This window comes from Nonomuraea sp. B12E4 (genome assembly GCF_039871825.1).
Lineage (GTDB): Bacteria > Actinomycetota > Actinomycetes > Streptosporangiales > Streptosporangiaceae > Nonomuraea.
On record NZ_JBDPME010000036.1, the window covers coordinates 1 to 22,435 of the forward strand.

The 22,435-nt window shown below is 68.6% G+C and carries 28 protein-coding genes, 1 tRNA gene and 1 pseudogene; 19 read left to right on the plus strand and 11 right to left on the minus strand.

All coding sequences use genetic code 11. The features are described 5' to 3' along the window. The first annotated feature begins 282 nt into the window (after positions 1-282). Positions 283-615: a divalent-cation tolerance protein CutA gene (cutA, locus tag ABGB18_RS43525; RefSeq protein WP_347701568.1), complete on the plus strand. Its 333-nt coding sequence runs from the start codon at positions 283-285 to the stop codon at positions 613-615. Here the strand turns inward: cutA and ABGB18_RS43530 are convergent. Next, positions 581-2,050, minus strand: a complete 1,470-nt coding sequence (locus tag ABGB18_RS43530; protein ID WP_347701569.1) for a helix-turn-helix domain-containing protein — start codon at positions 2,048-2,050, stop codon at positions 581-583. The genes cutA and ABGB18_RS43530 overlap by 35 nt on opposite strands. A 376-nt stretch (positions 2,051-2,426) precedes the next feature. On the opposite strand from ABGB18_RS43530, the gene ABGB18_RS43535 reads away from it, so the two are divergent. The 9 genes from ABGB18_RS43535 to ABGB18_RS43575 all read left to right on the plus strand — a co-directional run bounded on the left by ABGB18_RS43535 (position 2,427) and on the right by ABGB18_RS43575 (position 9,060). Beyond that, positions 2,427-2,660, plus strand: a complete 234-nt coding sequence (locus ABGB18_RS43535; protein WP_347701570.1) for a hypothetical protein — start codon at positions 2,427-2,429, stop codon at positions 2,658-2,660. 147 nt (positions 2,661-2,807) lie between these two features. After that, positions 2,808-3,539 (plus strand): GntR family transcriptional regulator, encoded by a 732-nt coding sequence (locus tag ABGB18_RS43540; protein WP_347701571.1) that lies wholly within the window; start codon positions 2,808-2,810, stop codon positions 3,537-3,539. 128 nt (positions 3,540-3,667) lie between these two features. Then, complete coding sequence (locus ABGB18_RS43545) at positions 3,668-4,084, plus strand: plasmid replication, integration and excision activator (protein WP_347701572.1); 417 nt, start codon at positions 3,668-3,670, stop codon at positions 4,082-4,084. After that, a complete protein-coding gene (locus ABGB18_RS43550; protein WP_347701573.1) occupies positions 4,081-4,395 on the plus strand; it encodes a hypothetical protein in 315 nt (104 codons plus the stop codon). Before ABGB18_RS43545 ends, ABGB18_RS43550 begins: the two co-directional genes overlap by 4 nt. 82 nt (positions 4,396-4,477) lie before the next feature. Then, complete coding sequence (locus ABGB18_RS43555) at positions 4,478-5,896, plus strand: FtsK/SpoIIIE domain-containing protein (protein WP_347701574.1); 1,419 nt, start codon at positions 4,478-4,480, stop codon at positions 5,894-5,896. Next, entirely contained in the window at positions 5,893-6,048 is a 156-nt protein-coding gene (locus tag ABGB18_RS43560) for a hypothetical protein (RefSeq protein ID WP_347701575.1), read from the plus strand. The genes ABGB18_RS43555 and ABGB18_RS43560 overlap by 4 nt, the downstream gene beginning before the upstream one ends. Further along, a complete protein-coding gene (locus tag ABGB18_RS43565) occupies positions 6,045-7,652 on the plus strand; it encodes a replication initiator (protein WP_347701576.1) in 1,608 nt (535 codons plus the stop codon). Before ABGB18_RS43560 ends, ABGB18_RS43565 begins: the two co-directional genes overlap by 4 nt. 14 nt (positions 7,653-7,666) lie before the next feature. Further along, complete coding sequence (locus ABGB18_RS43570; RefSeq protein ID WP_138664004.1) at positions 7,667-7,873, plus strand: helix-turn-helix domain-containing protein; 207 nt, start codon at positions 7,667-7,669, stop codon at positions 7,871-7,873. Beyond that, the gene (locus ABGB18_RS43575; RefSeq protein ID WP_347701577.1) at positions 7,873-9,060 is read left to right on the plus strand and encodes a tyrosine-type recombinase/integrase; all 1,188 of its coding nucleotides are present in this window, start codon (positions 7,873-7,875) and stop codon (positions 9,058-9,060) included. Before ABGB18_RS43570 ends, ABGB18_RS43575 begins: the two co-directional genes overlap by 1 nt. Before the next feature lie 56 nt (positions 9,061-9,116). Here ABGB18_RS43575 and ABGB18_RS43580 read toward each other — a convergent pair. The 3 genes from ABGB18_RS43580 to ABGB18_RS43590 all read right to left on the minus strand — a co-directional run bounded on the left by ABGB18_RS43580 (position 9,117) and on the right by ABGB18_RS43590 (position 10,072). Next, a tRNA-Ala gene (locus tag ABGB18_RS43580) sits at positions 9,117-9,192 on the minus strand. Between the two features lie 15 nt (positions 9,193-9,207). Further along, complete coding sequence (locus ABGB18_RS43585) at positions 9,208-9,936, minus strand: HAD-IA family hydrolase (protein ID WP_347701578.1); 729 nt, start codon at positions 9,934-9,936, stop codon at positions 9,208-9,210. 16 nt (positions 9,937-9,952) lie between these two features. Continuing rightward, on the minus strand, positions 9,953-10,072 hold the full coding sequence (locus ABGB18_RS43590) for a DLW-39 family protein (protein WP_020542320.1): 120 nt from the start codon (positions 10,070-10,072) through the stop codon (positions 9,953-9,955). 578 nt (positions 10,073-10,650) lie between these two features. Here ABGB18_RS43590 and ABGB18_RS43595 point away from each other — a divergent pair. Next, positions 10,651-10,884 (plus strand): annotated as a pseudogene (locus ABGB18_RS43595) (hypothetical protein); the annotation flags it as partial. A gap of 47 nt (positions 10,885-10,931) precedes the next feature. Here ABGB18_RS43595 and ABGB18_RS43600 read toward each other — a convergent pair. Then, the gene (locus tag ABGB18_RS43600) at positions 10,932-11,492 is read right to left on the minus strand and encodes a hypothetical protein (protein WP_347701579.1); all 561 of its coding nucleotides are present in this window, start codon (positions 11,490-11,492) and stop codon (positions 10,932-10,934) included. 58 nt (positions 11,493-11,550) lie between these two features. Between ABGB18_RS43600 and ABGB18_RS43605 the strand changes: the two genes are divergently transcribed. Beyond that, positions 11,551-11,718, plus strand: a complete 168-nt coding sequence (locus ABGB18_RS43605) for a hypothetical protein (RefSeq protein ID WP_347701640.1) — start codon at positions 11,551-11,553, stop codon at positions 11,716-11,718. Between the two features lie 11 nt (positions 11,719-11,729). Here ABGB18_RS43605 and ABGB18_RS43610 read toward each other — a convergent pair whose 3' ends face one another. Further along, entirely contained in the window at positions 11,730-12,176 is a 447-nt protein-coding gene (locus ABGB18_RS43610) for a carboxymuconolactone decarboxylase family protein (RefSeq protein WP_347701580.1), read from the minus strand. Between the two features lie 67 nt (positions 12,177-12,243). On the opposite strand from ABGB18_RS43610, the gene ABGB18_RS43615 reads away from it, so the two are divergent. Beyond that, positions 12,244-13,629 (plus strand): PLP-dependent aminotransferase family protein, encoded by a 1,386-nt coding sequence (locus ABGB18_RS43615; RefSeq protein ID WP_347701581.1) that lies wholly within the window; start codon positions 12,244-12,246, stop codon positions 13,627-13,629. On the opposite strand, the gene ABGB18_RS43620 is transcribed toward ABGB18_RS43615, so the two are convergent. Further along, the gene (locus ABGB18_RS43620; RefSeq protein WP_347701582.1) at positions 13,585-14,103 is read right to left on the minus strand and encodes a universal stress protein; all 519 of its coding nucleotides are present in this window, start codon (positions 14,101-14,103) and stop codon (positions 13,585-13,587) included. The genes ABGB18_RS43615 and ABGB18_RS43620 overlap by 45 nt on opposite strands. A gap of 279 nt (positions 14,104-14,382) precedes the next feature. Between ABGB18_RS43620 and ABGB18_RS43625 the strand changes: the two genes are divergently transcribed. Then, positions 14,383-14,505: a hypothetical protein gene (locus ABGB18_RS43625; RefSeq protein WP_347701583.1), complete on the plus strand. Its 123-nt coding sequence runs from the start codon at positions 14,383-14,385 to the stop codon at positions 14,503-14,505. On the opposite strand, the gene ABGB18_RS43630 is transcribed toward ABGB18_RS43625, so the two are convergent. Then, positions 14,502-15,221 (minus strand): hypothetical protein, encoded by a 720-nt coding sequence (locus ABGB18_RS43630; protein ID WP_347701584.1) that lies wholly within the window; start codon positions 15,219-15,221, stop codon positions 14,502-14,504. The genes ABGB18_RS43625 and ABGB18_RS43630 overlap by 4 nt on opposite strands. Before the next feature lie 364 nt (positions 15,222-15,585). Next, positions 15,586-16,914: an aminotransferase class I/II-fold pyridoxal phosphate-dependent enzyme gene (locus ABGB18_RS43635; RefSeq protein WP_347701585.1), complete on the minus strand. Its 1,329-nt coding sequence runs from the start codon at positions 16,912-16,914 to the stop codon at positions 15,586-15,588. Between the two features lie 35 nt (positions 16,915-16,949). On the opposite strand from ABGB18_RS43635, the gene ABGB18_RS43640 reads away from it, so the two are divergent. Beyond that, a complete protein-coding gene (locus ABGB18_RS43640) occupies positions 16,950-17,573 on the plus strand; it encodes an FMN-binding negative transcriptional regulator (RefSeq protein ID WP_347701586.1) in 624 nt (207 codons plus the stop codon). Positions 17,574-17,657: 84 nt separating this feature from the next. On the opposite strand, the gene ABGB18_RS43645 is transcribed toward ABGB18_RS43640, so the two are convergent. Then, positions 17,658-18,236, minus strand: a complete 579-nt coding sequence (locus ABGB18_RS43645; RefSeq protein WP_347701587.1) for a TetR/AcrR family transcriptional regulator — start codon at positions 18,234-18,236, stop codon at positions 17,658-17,660. A 175-nt stretch (positions 18,237-18,411) separates the two neighbouring features. Here ABGB18_RS43645 and ABGB18_RS43650 point away from each other — a divergent pair, with 175 nt between their 5' ends. Continuing rightward, positions 18,412-18,867 carry a transcriptional regulator gene (locus ABGB18_RS43650; RefSeq protein ID WP_347701588.1) on the plus strand — a complete coding sequence of 152 codons (456 nt, stop codon included), beginning with the start codon at positions 18,412-18,414 and terminating at the stop codon, positions 18,865-18,867. A gap of 268 nt (positions 18,868-19,135) precedes the next feature. Here ABGB18_RS43650 and ABGB18_RS43655 read toward each other — a convergent pair whose 3' ends face one another. Beyond that, positions 19,136-19,882 carry an SDR family oxidoreductase gene (locus ABGB18_RS43655; protein WP_347701589.1) on the minus strand — a complete coding sequence of 249 codons (747 nt, stop codon included), beginning with the start codon at positions 19,880-19,882 and terminating at the stop codon, positions 19,136-19,138. 175 nt (positions 19,883-20,057) lie between these two features. Between ABGB18_RS43655 and ABGB18_RS43660 the strand changes: the two genes are divergently transcribed. The 3 genes from ABGB18_RS43660 to ABGB18_RS43670 all read left to right on the plus strand — a co-directional run bounded on the left by ABGB18_RS43660 (position 20,058) and on the right by ABGB18_RS43670 (position 22,435). Continuing rightward, entirely contained in the window at positions 20,058-20,858 is an 801-nt protein-coding gene (locus tag ABGB18_RS43660; RefSeq protein WP_347701590.1) for an NAD(P)H-binding protein, read from the plus strand. Between the two features lie 5 nt (positions 20,859-20,863). After that, complete coding sequence (locus ABGB18_RS43665; RefSeq protein ID WP_347701591.1) at positions 20,864-21,115, plus strand: hypothetical protein; 252 nt, start codon at positions 20,864-20,866, stop codon at positions 21,113-21,115. Positions 21,116-21,244: 129 nt separating this feature from the next. Continuing rightward, the gene (locus tag ABGB18_RS43670; protein ID WP_347701592.1) at positions 21,245-22,435 is read left to right on the plus strand and encodes a helix-turn-helix domain-containing protein; all 1,191 of its coding nucleotides are present in this window, start codon (positions 21,245-21,247) and stop codon (positions 22,433-22,435) included.

Below are 22,435 nucleotides of genomic sequence, written 5' to 3' on the forward strand. Positions count from 1 at the left end.
AACGAACCCTGGATCGTCGATCGCCCCCAAGCACGTACGGCGTCCAGCCATGCAGTGGCGATCGTAGGGCTGTGTCTGTGCGGCGGCGCGGCAACCCCGGTCGGTGCGTTCGGGTTGGTACGGCGGGACCGGCGCGCGGTGGCCGGCCCGGTGTCCCGCCGCCGTCCGGGACCGGCCCCCAGGCCGCACGCCCGGACGGCGGGCGGGCGGAGGGCCGGGGGTGCGGCGGCGCGCCGCGCCGCCGCTTGATACCTACAAGAACAATTCGGCAGTGTGATCGGCATGGCCGAGTTCGTTGAGGTTCATGTGACCGTGCCGGATCGTGATGTCGCTGAGCGGATCGCCGCTGCGGTGGTGGCTCAACGCCTGGCCGCCGCAGCGCAACTCGTCGCGCCGATCACTTCTGTCTTCTGGTGGGGTGGGGAGATCAACCGGGCCGATGAATGGTTGCTGTTCATGAAGACCACCGCCGAGCGGTTCGATGAGTTGGCTGCTGCGATCCGGGAACGGCACCCCTACGAAGTGCCGCAGATCATCGCCGTGCCGCTGGTCGCCGGGACGGCGGACTACCTGGAGTGGATCAGGCGGGAGACGACCCCAGAGTCCGACGCGTAAAGATCAGGTCACCGAGGAGTTCGCGAGCGGCAGGGTCCTGCTGACTGGCGAGCGCCTTCTCTACATTGCCCAGGTGCTGCAGGCCCCACGTCGACTCGGTCCGCTGGGCTGCGTCCAGAGCACGGCGCGCGTAGGTGACACCGGTCGAGATGTCGCCGATCTGGAACTGAGCCTGGGCGACGTCGGCGTAGATGACAGCGATGCGCTTGTGGTCGCCATCCTCATCAACGGAGCTGAGAGCGTGCTGTCCGGCTGCACTCACCTGCTGTTCGTCACTCAGCCGCACATGAACGGAGAGCTGGAAGGCGGCCATGCGCCCGGCGTCCAGGAAACGGGTCCAGGCGCGTTCACGGTGCGGGCGGGCGCGGTCAAACGCCTCTTCCGCCTGTCGTAGCCGTTCGGCTGCTTGCCGGTCCCCCATGGTGGCGAGGTGTTCGGCCTCCAGGCAGAGCAGCCAGGCCCTTGTGGCGTCGTCGCCGTGGGCCGGTAGGAACTGCTGCGCCTGCCGTACCGTCTCAAGCGCGGCACGCCCTTCCCGCGCATACGAGCGGTAGGCGTGAGTGCACGCCTGAATGATCGGGTGCCCGCTCTCCTTGGCCGCGAGTGCTGAGACGCGGTCGAACGATGCCGACTGCGCGGGCCGCTTGAGGTCCCAGGCCAGCCACGAAGCCAGCGTTGCCGCCTCCCCGGCCGTGGCGGCCAGTCTCCTGCGGAACCGCTCAGGCGCGCCATGGAGAAGGCTGCTCAGCTCGTTGAGGTGGCTGGTCAGCCCTTGGTAGAGGGCACTGGCCGGAAGTTCGTACTCCAAGCGGTGGAACCCAATGGTCCGAGTTTCGAGGTGCTCGACGGTGTCTTCGTCGAGCACTTGCGGGCCGGCAAGGGCTCGGGTGAGGCGTTCCCAGGGGTCGGTGACGGGAGAGGCGGCCTCGGCGGTCAGTCCGGCTGCGATGAGGAGCATCGTTCGGCGGTTCACGTGTGCGTCCAGCCTTCCCACGATCCAGGCCAGCGTCAGCGCGTCAACGTCGCAAGCGTCGTCCGGCTGGCGCGAGCCGATGACTACTTGTTCCACGCTAAGAAGGCTGCTTGCTGGTGTTCCATCCCGCGTCGGGATGGGTGTCGGCGGGAGTGGCACGCCGGTGAGGATGCGCGGGGCGAGGCCGAGGATCATGCGGGCGGGGTCGGGCATATGCAGGCCCTCGGCGATGCGCTCGAAGACATCGAGTGCGGTGACTTGGGCCTTGCCTTGCATGTACTCGCTGACTTTGCCCTGGCTGAAACCCACGGCGACGCCGATGCGGGTTTGGCTGATGCCCGCATACTGGCGGACGAGCCGGAAAACGTGGCCGATGTCGCGATTTGTGAGGGCGGTGCGCATTTCGGGGCGTTGCCACAGGTCGGCCGGTATGACGACCGGTTCGGCCCCGTCTGCGGGCATGTGCCGTATCCCCTTGCGTCCTTGGACTGCCGGTAACTCCACGCTCACGGTTCGGAGTTATCCCGTCAAGGGATATTGCTGATCCCGTCCGAGGATTCCGGCTCGGGATGGGTTGCCTTGCCGCAGGTGAAGACGCTTGTCCCATGACTCGGAGCGATCAACCAACAAGTGAGAGGTGCCGGGCCTGTCGGGCCCAGGGGTGGCGTTGGGTGCGCAAGAGCCGTGCCGATGCGCTGCGCCGTCTTGACGGGACGGCGGTCGAGCTTGTGCAGGTGACCTGCTTCGAGTGTTCCGGAGTCGGCAGAAAGCGGGCCACGTAGTGGAGATCATCACGGGCTGCCTCAGTCCGCACGTCAGCGAGGTTCGGGAGGGGCACATGCAGTTGGTCTGGCGCAAGCCGACGAAGGCCGAGGATCGTGCCCGGGTGGTGGCCTGGTCGTGCCGCTGCCGGTCAACCGTGTACGAGCTGCGTCGTATGGGTGGTCAGTCGTACATCCGGCGGACAGAGTACGACGACAAGGGCAGGGAGACGATCTACGAGACTCATCGGTGGTCGTACAACAAGGCTGCCGAGGTCTGGGCCACCTTGCTGGAAGGTCAGGCGGTGTAGGTGCCACTTGACGGCGCGGTTCCCTGGATGTGGGGGCCGCGCCGTCGTCGCGTTGGGGTACGTCTATCTGTCGCTAGAAGGGGTTGCCTAAGCAGCATGCGCTGATAGCCTGCTTGGCTAGACAGGCATGTTGAATGTGGAGCCCTGATGTCATTTGAGTACACGCCCCCGAAGTACGCGCAACTGATCGCGGAACTTGAGCGGCGCATCGACTCGGGCGAATACCCGCCCGGCTCCCCGCTGCCCAGTGAACACCAGCTCATGGCCGAATTCGCGATGGCGCGCCCGACCGTCGTCAAGGCCCTTGGTGTGCTGCGCGATCAGGGCTGGATCGTCACCCACCAGGGCAAGGGCCGGTTCGTACGCGGGCGCCCGGCCATCCCCACCGGTCAGCAGGCACGGGCCGGACGCGAACTGCTCGACCGCAAGGAAGCCCAGGTCTCCAGCCGGTTGCTGGTGACCGGAGAGGTCGAGGCACCCAATCGGATCGCCTCGTATCTGGGGCTCAAGCCCAAGTCGCCGGTCATGCTGCGGCGATCGCTCACCGAGCACGACGGCGAGCCGACCGAGATCTCTTCGACCTGGCTGCCGGTTGAGGCGGTGCAAGGTACGGCACTGGCCGAGTCGGAGGAGTTGAAGCAGGGCGTTCGCCGGTACGTGGAGAGCGTGGCCGGCGCTTCGCTGGATCACATCATCGAGCACGTCACCGCGCGCAATCCGACCAAGGAGGAGTGCTCACTCCTGGGAGTCAAGAGCTCGGCTGCACTCCTCGTCGTCTACGCCGTGGCGTGCGATGCGACGAGCAAGCCGTGGGTGGTCGTAGAGTCTGTTCTGCCTGGTGACCGGCACGAATTGGAGGATGCCTACCCAATTCGGTAGTCGGAGTTCCAACTTCTCTCGCGAAGTCCGCTTGGTGCACTTGACTGGCCAAGTGGGCTTCGTGCTTAATGGGCTTACAACTTGGTCAGTCAAGATGGCTGACCGCCCAAGAAGAGAAGTGGTTCAACATGGCACTACAGGGACCCATCCCCGTGACGTTCGCCCAGGTCTTCCCGCACGGCTGCTACACGGTCGGGGAGGTCGAGCCGGTCAAGGACTTCGAGGCTTCCACGAACGGCAGGTTCGTTCAGGCGCGGGACAAGCAGACGAGCGAACTCGTCTGGCAGATCCCGGTCATGGACGCCGACCCGTCGCTCAAGGCGGCTCAGAAGACCGTGGCGGTCAAGATCCTCAGCCCCACGCAGCCGGTCGCCCCGGCTCCCGTCGCGGGGCTGCCGTTCACGCCGGTGGAGTTCGACGGGCTGACCGTCACCCCGTACGTCAACGGTTCCGGGCGGCTCGCCTATTCGATCAAGGCGCGGCAGATGCTCGCACCTCGTACCAACGTCAAGTCCACCAGCAACAGCAAGGAGGCCGCCGCATGAGCGAGCACCGTCCCTACACCTACGTCACCTTGTCCATGAAGCCCGACTCCACGCCGTACGTGGGGGTCTCCTTCCACACGCCGCGTCTGAAGGTCAGTGCCGGGATGTTGCTCAGCAACCCGCGCCCATACCTGGAGTTCCGCTCCTCGGAGGCCGACGTGCACATCTCCACCACCGGGGCCGGGCCGGTCACCGACGCCGACCTGGACCTCGCCCGCGACATCTTCAACGCCGCCGCCCGCTACCTGGCCGACTGCGAGTGCCTGCACGCCGAACAGTCGGCCCAGGACGCAGCCGACCCGGCGGCCTGACAAGCAAGCGGGGCCGCTGGAACTGGTCCTTCCGGCGGCCCCTCATCTCCCCTGACGCGAATCACGAGAGGTCTTCAGCCTAATGTTCAAGAGGCTTCCCGGTGACGAGGCGCGCAACCTGGTCACCACCACCCCGGACACCGCCGTCGTCTTCCAACCGGCCGTCGTCCGCACACCCGCCATCATCACCCTGGTCATCTACCTCTACCGCTTCCTCGTCGCCCTAGTCCGGACGATCTGGCGGCACCCCGTGGCGACGGCCGTACCCGCTGCCCTCGGCTGCACCTGGTACCAGTACGGCTGGCCGCTGGCGGCGTCCCTGTTCGGAGTCGTCGCGCTGAGCCTGGTCTCCTGGGCCTTCATCGACCGGCCGTCTTTCGCTCGGTTTGTCGGCTGGCGACTGCTGGCCTGGTGGCGGCTCATGTCGGTCTACCGCCGTCACTGGCAGTCCGTCATGGACGTCTCCGGCCTCGGCAAACGCGTCTACGGACGCCACTACCTGCCTCGGCTGGTGCGTGTCCAGTGCGATGGCTGGGCTGACCGCATCACCGTGCGCATGCTGCGCGGCCAGGCGGTCAAGGACTGGTCCGACCGCATCGAAAACCTCGCCCACGGCTTCGGCGTCACGTCCTGCCGGGTGGCGCTCATCAAGGGCGGCAGACTGCTGCTCATCTTCCCGCGCCGCGACCCCTTGGCCACGCCAATCCCCGCGCTACCCGTTCCCGACGAACCGACCGTGGGACCGGTCGAGATCGGCAAGCAGGAGGACGGCCGACCACTCAAGCTCAAGGTGCACGGCACCCACGTCCTGATCGCGGGCGCGACCGGGGCGGGCAAGGGGTCGTTCCTGTGGGACACCATCCGCGGCTTGCTCCCCGCCATCCGGGCGGGCCTGGCCCAAGTCTGGGCGCTCGATCCCAAGCTGATAGAGCTGTCCTTCGGACGCGAACTGTTCCAGGGCCGGTACGCCGCCGATCCGGGCGACTGTGCCGATCTCCTCGACGAGGCGGTCAGCGTCATGCAGAAGCGGGCGGCCCGCTTCGCCGGTCTTCAGCGCTCCCACATCCCGACGATCGAGGACCCGTTCGTCCTGGTCCTCGTTGATGAGGTGGCGTTCCTGACCGCCTACCAGCCCGACAAGCAGCTCCGGCAACGCATCTCCGCAGCGCTGGCCACGCTCGCCACCCAAGGCCGCTCGGTCGGCGTCGGCGTGATGGCGGCTCTCCAGGACCCGCGCAAGGAGGTCATGAACATCCGCAACCTGTTCCCCGACAAGATCGCGCTAAGACTCGACGAGTCCGAACAGGTGGACATGGTCCTCGGCGACGGCGCACGCGACCGGGGCGCCCTCGCCGACCACATCTCACCCATCCCCGAGCAAGGGGCCGGCGTCGCCTACATGCGCCTGGAGACCTCACCCGAACCCATCCGCGTCCGCGCCGCCTACGTCTCCGACACCGATATCCGCGCCATGGTCGCCCAGTTCGGGGAGGCCGCATGAACCTCGCCCACGTCCTCGACGGGCTGCGCTGCGCCTCCTGCGGCACGCTCAACGCCCTCTGGCTCGACCTGGCCCGCGCCCTGGTCGAGTGCCGCGAGTGCGGCCAGACCGCGCTCATCCTCACCGACCCCGACGAAGGGAGGTCCCTATGACCCATGCGCACGACCGCGCCCTACCCCGAGCGGTACGACTGGCCATGCCCCTGGCCCGCGACGTCGTCGAAGAGGTCGCCAAGCTGAACGGCGTCTGCATCCGGCCCGTCCCGCTCAAGCGGCTCGACACCCACACCGGCCAGTGGGAGATCATCGACGTTCCATGCGGCTCACCGATGGACAGCAAGTGCCCGCCGTGTGCCAAGCGCAACAAGCAACTGCGCAAGGCCCAATGCCGGGAAGGATGGCACCTCGACGAGGAACCCGCCATCACCCCGGACGACCCGAACGAGGAACAGCGCTGGCTGGTGGAGTTCCGCGCCGACATCCAAGCTCAGCGCGACGAGGCCGAACAGGTCGGTGGCGACACGGCCGACTTGGACGCGGTCATCGAGGGCCTGGACGAGGAGATCAACGCGGCGGGTATGCGGGGCAATGTGCTCGGCCGGACGGCGTCCAAGCGCTCCCGCTCGACCAAGCGCAGGCAGGACACACCAGACCTGCCCAAGCGCAAGATGGCGCACACCACGCTGGGCCGGACCTTCCAGGCCCCGGACGGCAGGACCTACCGGCCTTCGCTGTTCGTCACGCTCACCTTGCCCTCGTACGGCAAGGTCCGCGACGGCGTACCGATCGATCCCGACACCTACGACTACCCGCGCGCTGCCCGGGACGCACTGCACTTCTCCAAGCTCGTGGACCGGTTCGTGCAGAACCTGCGCCGCGTGGCTGGCTTCGACGTGCAGTACTTCGCCACCGTGGAGCCTCAGAAGCGGCTCGCCCCGCACCTGCACATAGCCATCCGTGGAACGCTCCCACGAGCAGAGATCAAACAGATCACGGCGGCCACCTACCACCAAGTCTGGTGGCCCTCCGTCGACCAGGTGGTCTTCGAGGGCGAGCACCTACCCGTCTGGCAGGAAGAGGCCGGCTACCTCGACCCCGACACCGGAGAGGTCCTGCCCACCTGGGACGAAGCCCTCGACGAGCTGGACGCCGACGAGGACGCCGAACCCCTGCATGTGATCCGCTTCGGTGAGCAGGTGGACGTCAAGGGCGTGCTCGCGGGCACCAAGGACGCCGACCAGTGCATCCGCTACCTGTCCAAGTACCTCACCAAGAGCCTCGGCGACGGACTCGGCAACCAGGCCCAGCACGAGCACGCGGCCCGCTTCGTCGAGGCCCTGCGCTACGAACCCTGCTCGCCCACCTGCCCGAACTGGCTCCGCTACGGCATCCAACCCAAAGGCGCCAAAGCCGGAATGGCTCCCGGCCGATGCCGCTCCAAGGCCCACAAGCCCGAACACCTCGGCTACGCGGGCCGCCGCGTCCTGGTCTCCCGCAAGTGGTCGAACAAGACCCTGACCGAGCACAAGCAGGACCGCCGCACCTGGGTCTTGGAAGCCCTCGGCAAGACCGACGAGCCCGTAGACCCGCACCGCTACGTCTGGCGGCCTATCCCGGCCGGTGACGCCAACGTCGCCCCTCTGGCCGTCCGGCTCCTTCGATCCGTACGCGAGCGGCAACGCTGGCGCACTCACATGGCCGAACTCCAGGCCAGAGCAGACGGACAAGATCTTTCGGCAACTCCGCAGGCAGCGTGAAGGGAGGTAGACACATGGACCAGCTACTGACCGTCGACGAAGCGGCCGAGCTGCTGCACACCTCGGTTCGCTTCGTCCGTCGCCTGATCTCCGAGCGACGCATCGAGTTCGTGAAGGTCGGCCGACACGTCCGCATCCGCGAATCGGCCCTGATCGCCTTCGTCGTCGCAGGCACCGTCACGCCACTCACGCGCAGCAACGTCACGGGAAGGGCCGCCTGATGGCCAACAAGGATGGGCACCGGCGTTTCGGCAATATCCGCAAGCTCCCCTCCGGACGCTTCCAGATTCGCTATCCCGGCCCAGACGGCGTGATCCACACAGGTACGACGACCTACGGCACCAGGACGGACGCCGACCGGGCTCTGACGCTCATCGAGGCTCAGATGATCTCGGGGGAATGGACCGACCCCGAGCGCGGCAAGGTCGAGTTGGCCGACTACGCACGCGACTGGATCAAGGAGCGTCCGGGGCTTCGGCCCAAAAGTCTGGAGCTGTACAGGTGGCTGCTGGAGCGTCACATCGTCCCGACGCTGGGAAAGGTGCCCGTCGGCAAGCTGACGGCGAAGACGGTCCGTGCGTGGCGTGCCGGACTTCTCGACCGTGGGGTCTCCGTCTCCACTGCGGCGAAGGCATACCGCCTGCTCCGCGCCGTGCTGATGACGGCGGTTGAGGAGGACAAGATGCTCAGCCGTAACCCGTGCCGCATCAAGGGCGCGGGCAATGAGCACACCCCGGAACGCCCGGTGCTCACCGTGGCCCAGGTCTTCGAGCTGGCCGACCGGATGGCCGACCGCCGCTTCAGGGCCATGGTCCTGCTGACCACCTTCGCCAGTCTGCGGTGGGGTGAGGTGACGGCACTTCGCCGGTCGAGCATCGACCTGCAAACCCGCACCGTCACCGTACGGGAACAGCTCCTCGAACTCGACGGCGGCGAGATGCGCCTTGGACCACTCAAGTCGAAGGCTGGCCGACGGACCGTCAGCATCCCCTCTGTGATCATCCCAATCCTCGCCGAACACCTGACGACGTACGTCGATGAGGCCGAAGACGCCTTCGTGTTCCTCGGTAAGCGCGGGGCGTTCCTCCGGGGGAGCAACTTCCGGCGTGAGGCCAAGTGGGCGGACGCTCTGAAGGAGATGGGCGTGCAAGGGCTGCACTTTCACGACCTCCGACACACCGGCAACACCCTGGCGGCCCAATCAGGAGCGAGCCTCGCCGATCTCAAGGCACGCATGGGACATGACAGCGACCGGGCCGCGCTCATCTACCAGCACGCCACCCGAGACGCCGATCAGAAGATCGCCGACGCGCTCTCGGCCCGTGTCAAGGCCGAGCAGAAGAAGGCGAAGAAGCCCAAGAAGGGAGATGACGACGGCAGCGCGGGCGCACTGGTCCCCGCTGGCTAATGGCACGTTAATGGCACGAACACCCCGTCACAAGATCAGTGGCGGGGTGTTTTCGCTGGTGGAGCCTAGGAGATTCGAACTCCTGACTTCCTGCTTGCAAAGCAGGCGCTCTGCCAACTGAGCTAAGGCCCCTTCGACGAAGATAGCTTACCGGGCGGACGAAGCCGCCTGCGTCGTCCCAAGGTCGTCGCTCAGTACCAAGCTCGGAAAATCCGCGATCGAGTCCAGGATGTGGGTGGCGCCGCCCTTGAGAAGGCGTTCTCTGCTGTGGACGCCCGTCATCAGGCCTGCCACGATCGAGGCGCCTGCTCGTTTGCCGCACAGCATGTCGCTTTCCGAGTCGCCGATGACTGCCACCTGGCGTACGTCTTCGATGCCCAGTCTGAGAACGGCGTGGAGGATCATGTCCGGCCAGGGGCGACCGCGGCCGCCGGCGTCTTCGGGGGTGATGGCGAGGTCGATCTTGTCGTGCCAGCCGAGGACACTCAGCACGCGGCTCAGGGTGGTGCGGCTGAAGCCGGTGATCAGGGCGAGCTTGATGCCCGTGCCGCGGAGTTTGTCGAGGACTTCGAGGATTCCGGGCACGGGAACGAGACCTGCTCGCTCCAGAGCACCCTCGTAGGAGCGCTCGAACGTCAGGTTCGCCGCCTGGGCCTGGGCCTCGTTGCCGGGGAAGATCCCACGGAAGACATCGATCTTGGAGCGGCCCCGGGACCGGTGCACGTGAACCATGGCACGCGCGTACGCTCCGGTCCCGGGCACTATGCCCTGGGTCGCGATCGCCTCGGCAAAGGCGCGCTCGACCATGGCGATGTCACCTACTGTGGTGCCTGCCAGGTCCAGGCACGCCAGCTTGATGGGGACGACGTCACTCATCGCCTCGCCGGTCGGGTTAGTTCTCGCTGCCGGTCGCCTCGGTCCAGAGATCGAGCTCTGCGCGGTCGGCCTGCACCTTACGCCAGATCAGCAGCCCCCCAAGGGCGATCAGCGCCAGAACAAGCAGCTTCTTCACGGTGTGACCCCACTTCTTCGACGGCCTCACCTGCCGGGGTGAGACCCAACGGTTGACAAGCAGCCTAGCAAGGGATGGCTGCGATCCCTGTGTCGTGCACGGGCCAGATGTGCGGGATGTGCGAAGAACGAGTGCTTAGCCCCAGGTAAGGGGCTGGACCCGCTGTACTCGTTCTCTTCGCGGATTCTCGTCCGCCGGCTGTTCGATCACCCGCTCTCGTTGCTCATTGTCATCACCCATCCTCATCTTGGACAACATCCCGATCATGCCAAGTTTTGCGAGTGCACGCGTACTGGCAGGTTTGGCAACTAACCCAGTCAAACAAGTCAACTTAGTCAACAAGCCATAGAAGTCGAAGGAGTTCGGCTCCTTATGAGGGGCTGAGCTGGCGGTTCGTGGTTCGGGCCTGGTTGGATGAGGGATCACGTCCTACCGTCTGAGGCAAGGCGGTGGTGGCGAGGGCTCGTTGCTGGAGGAGCTGGCTCGGCGGGAGGCTGCGGCTCGGCGTCGGATCGAGGGGCTGCGACAGCAGATCGGCGAGTTGACCGGGCGGTTGGGGGTCGAGGAGGACCGGTCGTCTCGATACCTGCATCCGCTACCTGACCGACCACGCAGAGCTCCTTCGCTACCGCCACCTCATCGCCGACCGCCTCGACATCACCGGCGCCCGCTGGGGTCTTGCCTGAGCCGAAGCCATCCTCAAGCTCCGCGCCCTCATCACCAACAACGATCTGCCCGAATACTGGCGCCATCACCTCGGCCAAGAACATCAGCGCGTCCACGGCCAGCACGGCTACGAACTCATCGCCTGATCGGCTCGGTGCCTCAGAAGGAGCCGTACCCTCCCCAGACGCGCCGCTTAGCAATTGAGGGCGGCGGTGGTCTGGGGCCGGCCCGAGACGGGGTCCAAGGCTATGGGGAACGTTCGCCCGTCGGCCACCCGGATCTCAACCGAACTCTGCCCCGTCCACTTCACCGAGTCGAAGGCGTCGTTGGTGTCGTCGTCGTTGAAGCAGCCGAAAACCCACTCCTTGCTGAGCAACCCGCCGTCCCTGCGGAGGCTGAGCCACGTCACCGTGTCCAGCCCGAAGCCCGACTCCTGGAGCCGGATCCTGTACGGGGCCGGCCCGTCGACGAAGCCGACCTCCTCGGTAGCGGTGAGCGCAACGGCGACCAACCCCGCCAACAGTGCGCCACTCGCGCCCAGCCCGGCAAGGACGCCGATCAGGACGCGTAGCCATCTCCACCGCAGCCCGATGGCGGCCCACGCCATCAGGAGACAGGCCAGCGCACCGAACGCGAACGGATGGTTCAGATGCTCCCTCAGGACCACCAGGTCGGATTTATGGAAGCACGCCAGAGCCGCGAGGCCGCCCGCGCAGAGCGAGACGGCCAGCAGCACGAGTGAGCGAGCGGACATCGCGCATCCCATCGGTGAGGTGCCACCGAGATCATGACAGCACCACGGGTCACGTAACGTGGAGTTGGCCACGATCAAGGGAAACCTGTTCTGGGCCTTCGCCTACAACGTGGCGGCGTTGCCGCTGGCGGCGCTGGGGCTGCTGAACCCGATGATCGCGGGGGCCGCGATGGCGTTCTCCAGTGTCTTCGTGGGTAACAGCCTGCGCCTGCGCCGCTTCGCGTGACGCCCAGAAGATCAGGCGTGCGACTCCGGCGTCAACCGGGTGGCCACCCCCACCCGGTTCCACGCGTTGATGGACGCCACGGCCACCACCAGGGCGGCCAGTTGCTGTTCGTCGAAGACGGCGGCGGCCCGGCCCCAGATCTCGTCCGTGATGTCGTCGGTGGAGAGCCTGGTGGCGGCCTCCGTGAAGGCCAGGGCGGCACGTTCCTGCTCGGTGAAGAAGGGGGACTCCTGCCAGACGACGACGGCGTGCAGGCGGGCGTCGCTCTCCCCCGCCTTCTTGGCGTCCGCGCTGTGCAGGTCCACGCAGTAGACGCAGCCGTTGATCTGGCTGGCGCGCAGGTTCACCAGGTTCACGATGGGCTGCGGGAGGGTGCTGTCCGCGACGAACCTGTCCAGTCCGGCCATCGCCCTATACGCCTCGCGGGCCAGCGACCCGAGTTTCATGCGTTCGGTCATGCCCCCATCTTGGAGCCCATTTTGTCCCGATATAAGCTCCACTTTCCGGCAAGTTGATTGGGCCAAGTTGGACGTACACATCAGCCTCCGCGGCCGTGGTGACCTGGCCGCACAGGTCTACCGCCAGCTCCTGGAGGCCATCCTCGACGGACGGCTGCGCTCGGGCGAGCGGCTGCCCCCGACCCGCGAGCTGGCACGCCGCCTGGAGATCTCCAGGAACACCGTCGCGCTCGCCTACGACCGCCTGGCCGCCGACGGGTTCCTGGTGGGGCGGGCGGGGGCGGGCACGTTCGTGTCGGCGCAGCAGGTCAGGGGCCGGGCGGCGCCCAAGGGAGTGGTGCAGCCGAAGCCGGTCTGGAGAGAGCTCCAAGGCGTACAACCGCCGCAACCCGCCCGGTACGACTTCCGCGCCGGCATTCCGGACCCACACCTGTTCCCCATGGAGACCTGGCGCAGGCTGGTGGCCCGCGAGCTGCGCGTAGGCGTCGCCGCCTACGGCGATCCTTCCGGATACGAACCCTTGCGAGCGGCCATTTCCCGGCACATCGGTATCAGCCGCTCGGTCCACGCCGGCCCCGGCGACGTCCTCATCACGAACGGCGCCCAGCAGGCCCTCGACCTCATCGGCCGCGTCCTCATCGAGCCGGGCACCTGCGTGGCCGTCGAGGAGCCCGGCTATGCCCCGGCCCGCCAGCTGTTCCGCTCCCTGGGCGCCCGCGTGACCGGCGTACCGGTGGATGCCGAGGGCCTGGTCGTCGAGGCCGTACCCGGCTCCGCCCGCATCGTCCACGTCACCCCTTCGCACCAGTTCCCGCTCGGCACACCCATGTCGCCGGCCCGCCGCGCCGCCCTGCTGGCCTGGGCGGAGCGCCGCCGCGCCGTGGTGATCGAGGACGACTACGACAGCGAGTTCCGCTTCGGCGAACGCCCGCTCGAACCCCTCCAGAGCCTCGACCGCGCCGGCCGCGTCATCTACGTGGGCTCGTTCTCGAAGACCCTGCTCCCCATGCTCAGGCTCGGCTTCCTCGTCGCCCCGGCGTCCCTGGCCCCCGCACTGCGTACCGCCAAACGCCTGTCCGACTGGCACGGCGAGCTGCCCACGCAGGCCGCTCTGGCCCGCTTCATCGACGAGGGCCTGCTGGCCAGGCACATCAGGAAGGCCACCCGCGAGTACGCCGCCAGGCACGCGCTGATCGCCGAAGCGCTCGCCGGTTTCCTGGATCTGATCCCCGCCACGGCGGGCCTGCACCTGTGTGCCCGCATTCCCCCAGGAATGTCCGTACGCGAGACGCCGGACGTGGCAGTCGAACGCCTGGAGAATTACTGCGGCGAGACCCCGCCCCAGCCCGGCCTCGTCCTCGGCTACGGCGCGATCACCAGAGACGACATCCCCGAGGGACTGCGCCTGCTAAGGATGGCGACGCAGCCAGAACCGTCTGGCCCGCTCCCCTGACATCTCCGGGTCGTCGGGCGGCGAGGGCTGCTGCACGATCACGACCGTGGTCTTGGCGTGCCGGGCGCAGTACATGCTCGTGGAGGGCAGGAAGATGCGGCTGAGCAGCCCGCGCCGCCCTCTCCCGAGCACCAGCAGGTCGCCCTCGCGGGCCAGGTCCACGAGGTGGTAACCGGGGTCGCCGACCCGGCCGACCATGACCGTCGTGAGGTCCTCCGGCACCCCGCCCGCCACGTCCTCGAACACGCTCGTGATCACCTCGGTGCAGCGCGCCTCCTCGCCGGCCCTGACGGCGTGCTGGACGGGCAGCGCCTCGGGGAAGGGATGAACGGGCGCACGGCTGACGTGTACGACCACCAAGGCCATCCGGTGCAGCCTGGCCGCGCCGATGGCCCAGGCGAGAGCCCAGCGCGAGGCCGGGGACTCGTCCACCCCCACGATCAGCCTCGCACCGCCGGGCAGTTCCTGTTCCACGGTGCCTCCTGCTTGAGAAGTACGACCATAGTGCGCCTTCCCCCTGGTTACCGGGAGGTGGCACTTTGCGAACTCTGGAGTCCCCCGCAAACCGGGGCATAGCATGCGGGATTGCCACGAGGGTCGGGCGCGGCCCCGTCCACCCTCGACCGAGAGCTCGACGGGGCGTTTGCGCGCAGGCCTCGCTCGTGTCAAATACAGGCTACGGGAAGTCGACCGCGCCGGCTGGCTGGAACGATGCCGCGGGCACGATCCCGCCCAGGATCGGACCCGCCCCGCGTGGCGGCCCTGTTCTGGACGGCCCTGTTCTGGACGACCCTGTTCTGGACGACCCTGTTCTGGACGACCCTGTTCTGGACGACCCTGTTCTGGACGACCCTGTACAAGGCGAGCCTGTACTAGACGAGGCGCATCAGGCCGTCGTACATGGCCTTCCGCTCGTCCTCCGAGAGGACCTGGTACGGCGTGGCGGCCCGCCGGTTCGTCTCCGCCTCGATCAGGATCCGCAGCGGGCCGTCCCGCATGCCGACGACCTCTTCGGCGGACAGGCCCGCCGCCCGCCACGCCTCGGCGTGCGCGTCGGCGCGGTGGTATCGCAGGACGGCGATCCTGTTGAACAGCAACAGCCCCGGTGGCGCGTCCACCGGCTCGTACGGCGGGGCGGTCAGCTCCAGGGCGCCACCCGGCAGGCGTTCGGCCCCGTCGAGCACCCGGCCCGCCATTTCGGCGAGCTCCGGCAGGCCCGGATCGGGCCAGACCCGGTGGGTGGCGGTGGCGTGCAGGTCGTACAGCCCGTGAATGAACTTCAGGCCCTTGTCCGTCAGTCGCAGCGTCCCGTCGCCGTCCTGGGTGAGGGTGCCTTCGCTGAGGTGCTGCTCCAGGACCGGCTCGTGGCCGGCGAGGTCGCCGTAGCGGTAGATCGTGCTCAGGTCCGGCCGGGTGAGCGGCCGCACGGGCAGCGTGAACCGCAGGTCGGCCAGGATGCCGGGGGTCACCCCCGACGCCTCGGCCAGCTCGTCTGCCGCCCGCCGGGCGGAGGCGTGCACGTTGACGTGTGCCGCGTCGATGACCGGGCCGATCGCCGCCGCATATTCCGACAGGTCATGAATTTTCGGCATCGGCGCCAATTCTGCCCCACAAACCCAACAAACACAGAAAAAGCCAACACCCCAAGCCAAACCCCAGGAACCGTGGTGAGCGGCACGCACAAGCTGTGGCGGGGAGCTGTGGCGGGGTTGCCGTGGGGGTGATGCTTTCCGAGCTCGTCGGAGGCGGTGCGTTTCGGGCTTGCCGGAGGTGGTGTTCGGCGTGCCGGGGTGGGTGGTGTCCGGGTTACCACGGTGGTGGGGCAAGTTTGGGCTCGCGTAACGGCGCTCAGCCGGTGAAGGGTCAGAGGCCGTTTCCTGGAGGGCCATCAGCCACGTGCGGCGGGTGGTGGGGGCTGGCAGCGCGTAACAGATGGAAGTGGAGAGCCGGGCAAAGTCAGCCCCAGTGGGCGGGGGTGGGCGGGTGGAGGGAAGTGGCGATGTCGGTGGCGAGGCTCGGGATGGCGGCAGGAGGCAGAGAGGAGATGGTGAGGCGGAGGGCCGGTGGGGCGGTGAGGCGGTTGCGGGCGCCGGGCGCCGGAACCCAACCGCGGGACAGCAGGCGGGTGATGGCCACCGTCTCGTCGGGCACCGGGATCCAGACGTTGAGGCCGGTGCGGCCGTGGGCCTGGATGCCGCGCTCGGCCAGGGCCGTCACCAGGCCGTTCCGGCGGCGGGCGTACGCGGCGGCCACCGCCGTCTGGTCCACCGCCCCGGTCCGCCAGAGGTGGGCCACGGTACGTTGCAGCAGGCGGCTGACCCAGCCCGCGGCCAGGCGCTGACGGCCGCGCAGCCGGTCCAGGGTGGCGGCGTCGCCGGTGACCAGGGCGAGGCGGAGGTCGGGGCCGAACGCCTTGGCGGTGGAGCGGGTCAGGATCCAGCGGTCCGTGACGCCCGCCAGGGCATGCAGCGGCGTGTCGACCATGCCCGAGCCGTGGTCGTCCTCGATCAGCAACACCCCCGGGTACGCCGTCAGCACGTCACGCAGCGCGCCGGCGCGGGCGGCGGGGACGGAGGCGCCTGTCGGGTTCTGGGCGCGGGGAGTGATCACCACGGCCCGTGCCCCCGCCCGCAGCGCCCGGGCGAGATCGTCCGGCAGGGGGCCGTCGTCGTCGACCCGCATCGGGACGGCGCGTAGCCCCAGAACGCCGACGAGGTCGAGGAGGGCTGTATAGCCGGGATCCTCCACCGCGATCGGGTCGCCGGGACGGAGGTGGGCGGTCAGCACGCGTTCGACGGCGTCGAGGGTGCCGGAGGTGACCGCCAGCGGGCCGGGCGGCACGCCGTCCGCGCGCAGCGCCTCCGCGGCCAGGGCGAGGAACTCCTCGTCGTCGCCCGTCCCGTACATGGCGGGCCGTTCCGCGTGCGCCCTGGCCGCCGCTGCGAGCGCCGCGTGCAGGGGCGGGAGCAGGGCGGGGTCGGGGTTGCCGGTGGACAGGTCGCGGGCTCCCGGGGGCGCCTCGATGCTGATGTCCTCGCGGAACGTGCTGGCGGGGCGGGGCCTGATCCGGGTGCCGCGGCGGCCGGCGGTCTCGACGACGCCACGCTCGCGCAGCAGCCGGTACGCGGCCGCCGCCGTGTTGGGGCTGACCCCGGCCGTAATGGCCACCTCACGCACGGGTGGGAGCGTCGTGCCCGGCGCCAGCCGTCCCCCGGACACCGCCGCCTCGACCGCGGCCGCTATTTCGTTGGCCGTCCCACCCGTGATCAGGTATTTTTCTTGCACAAAAAACATTATGTACTAATACAAAGAGGTACGGGGTGCTCATTCATCCTTGGGACTCGGCCAGAGACAACGACGAATGGCGGAGTTGGCTGCGTACGCGCGACTTCGGGCAGATCGCGGTGAACGGCGTGGACGACGGCCCGCCGGTGGTGGTGCCGACCCACTTCCTGTTCGACGGCGACGGGGAGGTGCTGCTCCACCTGGCCAGGCCCAACCCGATCTGGGCGGCGCTGGAGGCCAATCCGACGGCCGTGGTGAGCGTGCACGACGACCACGCCTACATTCCGTCGGGATGGCGCTCGGACTCGCCCGAGGACGGCGTGCCGACCAGCTACTACGCCACGGTTCAGCTCACCTGCGCGGCGAGCGTCGTGGACGACCCCGAGGGCAAGGCGGAGATCCTGCGACGGCAACTGGCCCACCACGAGCCGGACGGGGGGCACGGCGAGGTGGCCGCCGACTCGGGGCCGTACCACCGGAGGTTGTCGGGGATCAGGGGGTTGCGGCTGGAGGTGCTGGGGGTGCGGGCCAAGTTCAAGTATGACGACCACCGGCCGGTCAGCTTCCGGGAGAGGATCGCGGGCGAGCTGGCCGAGCGGGATCTTCCGGGGGACGCGGCCGCCAGGGATCACCAGCTCAGGCGCATGCTGCGCGGCTAGTGGCTCGGCTCTGATCTTCGGCCGTCCAACGGCCCTTTCATGTTCATGGCATGAGGCCGGTCAGCTTTCCTGGCGTGGGGCCGGTCAGCTTGGGGCGTCGATGAACTGGGTGACGAGGAAGTCGAGCCGCTCGTCCTGAATGTCCAGGGGAATACGGCCGCTGGCCGACAGGGTGGCTATGCCGTGCAACGCGCTCCAGATGACTTCGGCGAACAGTTCGCGTCGCGCGTTGTCCGGGCGAAAACAGCCGACGAACTCGTCGAAGCAGGCGCGCAGTGGGGGCGGCGTCTCGGCGTGCGCGAACTTCACGTCGGTCGGCATGACGAACATGGCCTGATAGAGGGCGGGCCGCTCGGTGGCGAAGTCCAGGTAGGCGCGGCAGGCGGCGTGCAGGGCCTGCCGTAGCTCGGGGTTGGCCAGCCGGGCACGGCGCAGGTGGGCGGCGAGTTCGCCGAACCCGTCGATCGCGACGGCGCGGACGATGGCGTCCTTGCCGCTGAAGTGGCTGTAGAGCACGGGCTGGCTGTACTCGACCCGCTCGGCGAGCCTTCGCGTCGTCACCGCCTCCCAGCCTTCGGCCTCGGCGAGTTCGCGGGCCGCTGTGATGATCAGCTGATGGCGTTGGGCGCGTTCACGTTCACGGCGCGCTTTGATGACGGACATGGCCACATCCTAGCAACGCTAGACATCCTGCCGAAGGTATACCTATCATCGACACTCCCACTAGTGCCGCTAGAAGCCGGTGGGCGCCGCCGCCGAGAGGAAGCGGCCATGCTCACAAAATTCAGTCCAGCCTGAAATTACTGGCCAGATAGGTGATGACGGCTAGGATGATCGCATGGCAGCGCAGGAGGGCCCCGACCACGAGCAGGTGCTCGAATGGGTGGAGCGGGTGGCGACGTTCGTCTCCACGGAGTGGGGGCTCGCCCCCATCACCGGCCGCGTCCTGGGCTGGCTCATGGCATGCGACCCGCCGGCACAGACCGCCAGCGACATCGCGGAGGCCATCGGCGCGAGCCGCGCGTCGCTGACCACCAACATGCATCTCCTGACGTCCATCCGGTTGATCCGCAAGTTCCGCAAGCCCGGGGAGCGGAACGTCTACTACCAGATCGAGGATGACGCCTGGTCGAAGGTCCTCCGGCAGAAGCTCGCCGCGTTCGTCGCGTTCGACGAGCTCGCGGCGGACGGCCTGCGGCTGGGCTGGGCCGACGAGGCGCAGACCGCGCGCATCCGCTCGGCCAGGACCTCCATCGCCGCTCTGGTCAAAGTGCTGGACCAGGCCGCCAACTGAGCCCACTCACAGACCCGGGATGGCTGAGCCCACTCACAGACCCGGGCCGTCGGCGGTGCTCTGGCCGGGCCCAGGGCCACGGGTGCGACTGATCCCCCGCATTGTCCACCGCCTGTGGATAACCGGCTCGCCCTGTGGACAAAGGCCCCGTGGAAGAACCCGGCGCAGACCCGGAAAGGAGGCAGTTCTCGCAGGATTTGCCACCTTCCCGTCATCCACAAACGGCTACGCACACCCTGTGGACGAACGGGGGAAAACGTCCGCCGGGTCACCCTCGTCCGATGAACGGCATCGTCGTCGCCATGACGGTCATGAACTGTACGTTGGCGTCGAGTGGCAGGCCCGCCATGAAAACGACGGCCTCGGCGACGTTCCGTACGTCCATGGTCGGCTCGGCGGCGACCGAGCCGTCGGCCTGCAGCACGCCGTGGCTCATGGCCGCCGTCATGTCCGTCGCGGCGTTGCCCACGTCGATCTGCCCGCAGGCGATCCCGTACGCGCGGCCTTCGAGCGAGATCGCCTTGGTCAGGCCGGTGATCGCGTGCTTGGTGGCCGTGTAGGCGGCGGCGTGCGGGCGCGGCGTGTGCGCCGACAGGGAGCCGTTGTTGATGATCCGCCCGCCCCCGCCCTGCTTCATGTGGCGGAAGGCCTCCTGCGCGCACAGGAACGCCCCGGTCAGGTTCGTGTTCACGACCTCGGACCACTGCTGGTGGGAGATCTCGTCGAACGGCGCCGCCGCCCCGAAGACACCCGCGTTGTTGACCAGCACGTCCACCCGCCCGAACCGCTCCAGACACCGCTCGAACAGCTCCCGCACGGACTCCGGCTCGGTCACGTCGCAGGGCGCCACCAGCACGCTCTCGTCGCTGCCGCCGGTGGCCGCGGCCGTCTCCCCGAGTGCCTCCTCCCGCCGTCCGGCCAGCGCCACCCGGTATCCGGCGGCGTGCAGGGCGAGCGCGGCCTGCCTGCCGATGCCGGACCCGGCCCCGATGATCACGACTGCCCGGTTCTCCACAGCGCTGTCCTCCCTTGTACGGCGGCTTCCCGACATACCCCGATCAAACAGCAAAGCCGTCCTTGGACGGCCTCCGGCCGGGCTTCAGACATTGCCGACTCACCCCGCCCCCTCTACCCGGGCTATACGCACGCCGGGCAGGGGGTGAGCCATCGATGCGCTGGGAGGGATGACGGTGGCGAAGCGGATCTTGGTGACCGGCACCGGCCCGCTGGGCCGGGCGGTGGCGGACCGGCTGGCGGCCCAGGGGCACGAGGTACGCGCCGTGAGCCGGCACGCCCCGGCGGACGGCGAGCCGAGCGCGTACACCTGGATGAAGGCCGACCTGCTCGCCGGGAAGGTGCCCGAGCGGGCGACCGACGGCGTGGACACGATCGTGCACTGCGCCAGCGCCCGCCGCGGGGACGTGGAGGCGGCCCGGAACCTGATCGCCGGTGCCCGGCGTGCCGGGCACCCGCACCTGATCTACATCTCCATCGTCGGCATCGACCGAATCCCGTACCACTACTACCGCGACACACTGGCGGTGGAGCGGCTGATCGGGGACTCGGGGCTGCCGTGGACGGTGCAGCGCTCCACCCAGTTCCATGACCTCATCCTGAGCGCCTGCCGGATGTTGGCCCGCGGCCCCGTCATGCCGGTGCCCGCCGCCACCTCGTTCCAGCCGATCGACGTCCGCGAGGTGGCCGACCGCCTCGCCGAGCTGGCCCTGGCGGCGCCCGGCGGGCACGTGCCCGACATCGGCGGGCCCCAGGTGCTCAGCACCCGCTCGCTGGCGCATTCCTACCTGCGGGCCGTCCGCCGGCGGCGGCTCGTGCTGTCGGTGCCGTTCCCCGGTGCGGCCTTCGCCGCCTTTCGGAGGGGCGGGCAACTGGCGCCCGCGCACGCGGTCGGCCGGACCACGTTCGACCGGTTTCTCGCCGAGCGCTTCGCCGCCCCGGACGTCAAGAGGACCAAGTCGGCGCCCGGGAGGTGACCACCATGACGGCACGCGCCTGGGTCCGGACCGGCCTGGGCGTCCTGGTTCTCTATCATCTCCTCCTCGGTGTCTGGACGCTGTTCCTGCCCCGCTCGTTCTATGACCTCTTTCCGGCGCCCGGGCATCCGTGGGTGACTTTCCTGCCGCCGTACAACGAGCATTTGCTGCGCGATTTCGGCGCCATGAACCTGGCCATGGTGGTGGTGCTCGGCACGGCCGCGGCTATCGCCGAGCGCCGCCTGCCCCGAGGCTGACTGGCCTGTGGCGGCGAGCGGGGGGCGGCCGCTCCGATTCCCTCTGATCCGGGGTACGCCCTGGGACGAATAGCGGGATGCGCGTGATGTGACGGGGCACGAACATCAGCCATTCCTGGGGGATCCAACATGGGGGACTTCTTCGGCACGTTCAAACGCCAAATCGATGCCAACGCCAAGCGGGTCGTCGAGGCGTGCATCTGCGAAATACCCGATTATCAGGCCATCGCTGCCGAGGCCTACGAGTCGATGCTCGAATTCGCGATCACCGTACGCCGGCGCACGGCCGAACTCGCCGCCGCGGACGAGCCACTTCTCGAATCCGACCTCACCTACATCGAAACGATCGGCGAGCAGCGGGGGGTGCAGGGCGTGTCGGCGGCGTCCCAGCGCAACGCCCTGGCCGTGCACGCCGCCAGCACCTTCCGCGAGATGTCGGAGGCGGCCGGGCCGAACGACCTCCGCGACACGATGCACATGCTCGACTGGCTCTCCCGGCAGGGCACGGTGGCGCAGCAGGCCCACACCCGCGGGCACCTGAAGGGGCAGCAGCGCCGGCTTTCCCTCGTCACCCGGGTCCGCCTGCTCGCCACCATGCTGCTGCAGGACGACCCGATGTCGGGGGATCTGGCCCGGAGTCTGGCCATGCCGATGGCCGACCACTATCTGGTGACGGTGATCAGGGTCGCCGAGCCCCGGCCGCTCATGTCGAACGGGACACGGGAGCAGGTCGCGCGGATGCTCCTGGACCAGCACCGGGTGCCGCTCGGCTGGTGCGACCCGGAGGAGTTCGCGGCGCTGGTCCCGTGCCGGAGTCCCGCTCCCGAGGACGCCGCCGCGGCCGAGGTGCACGGGCTCACCCTGGGCCGCGACTTCGCCGCGGCCGTCGGCAGGCCGTGCTCCCTCGGCACCGCCCGGGGCCGGGTCCGCGCCCTGGCCGAGGCCGCGGTGCTCGCGCGGAAGGTCAGCCGGGTGGCGCCGGTGGAGCGGGTCCCGCGCCGGACGTACGCGCTGGCCGACGTGTTCGCCGAGCTCGGGGCCTCGCACACGCCGCAGGTGGACCGGTGGCTGCGCGAGGTGGCGCGGCGGCTCTCCGACGGGCCCGACCTCGTCATGACGCTCGACGACTACTACCGCAACGACATGAACCGGCTACGTACGGCGACGTCGCTGCACATCCACCCCCGCACGCTCGACTACCGCCTGCGCCGGGTACGCGAGCTGACCGGGATCGATCCCGGCACCACGCGCGGCGTGCGCGTGCTGAGCACCGCCGTGGCGCGGATACTCGCCGGGGCCTGGAACGGCGCGGACGGCTGA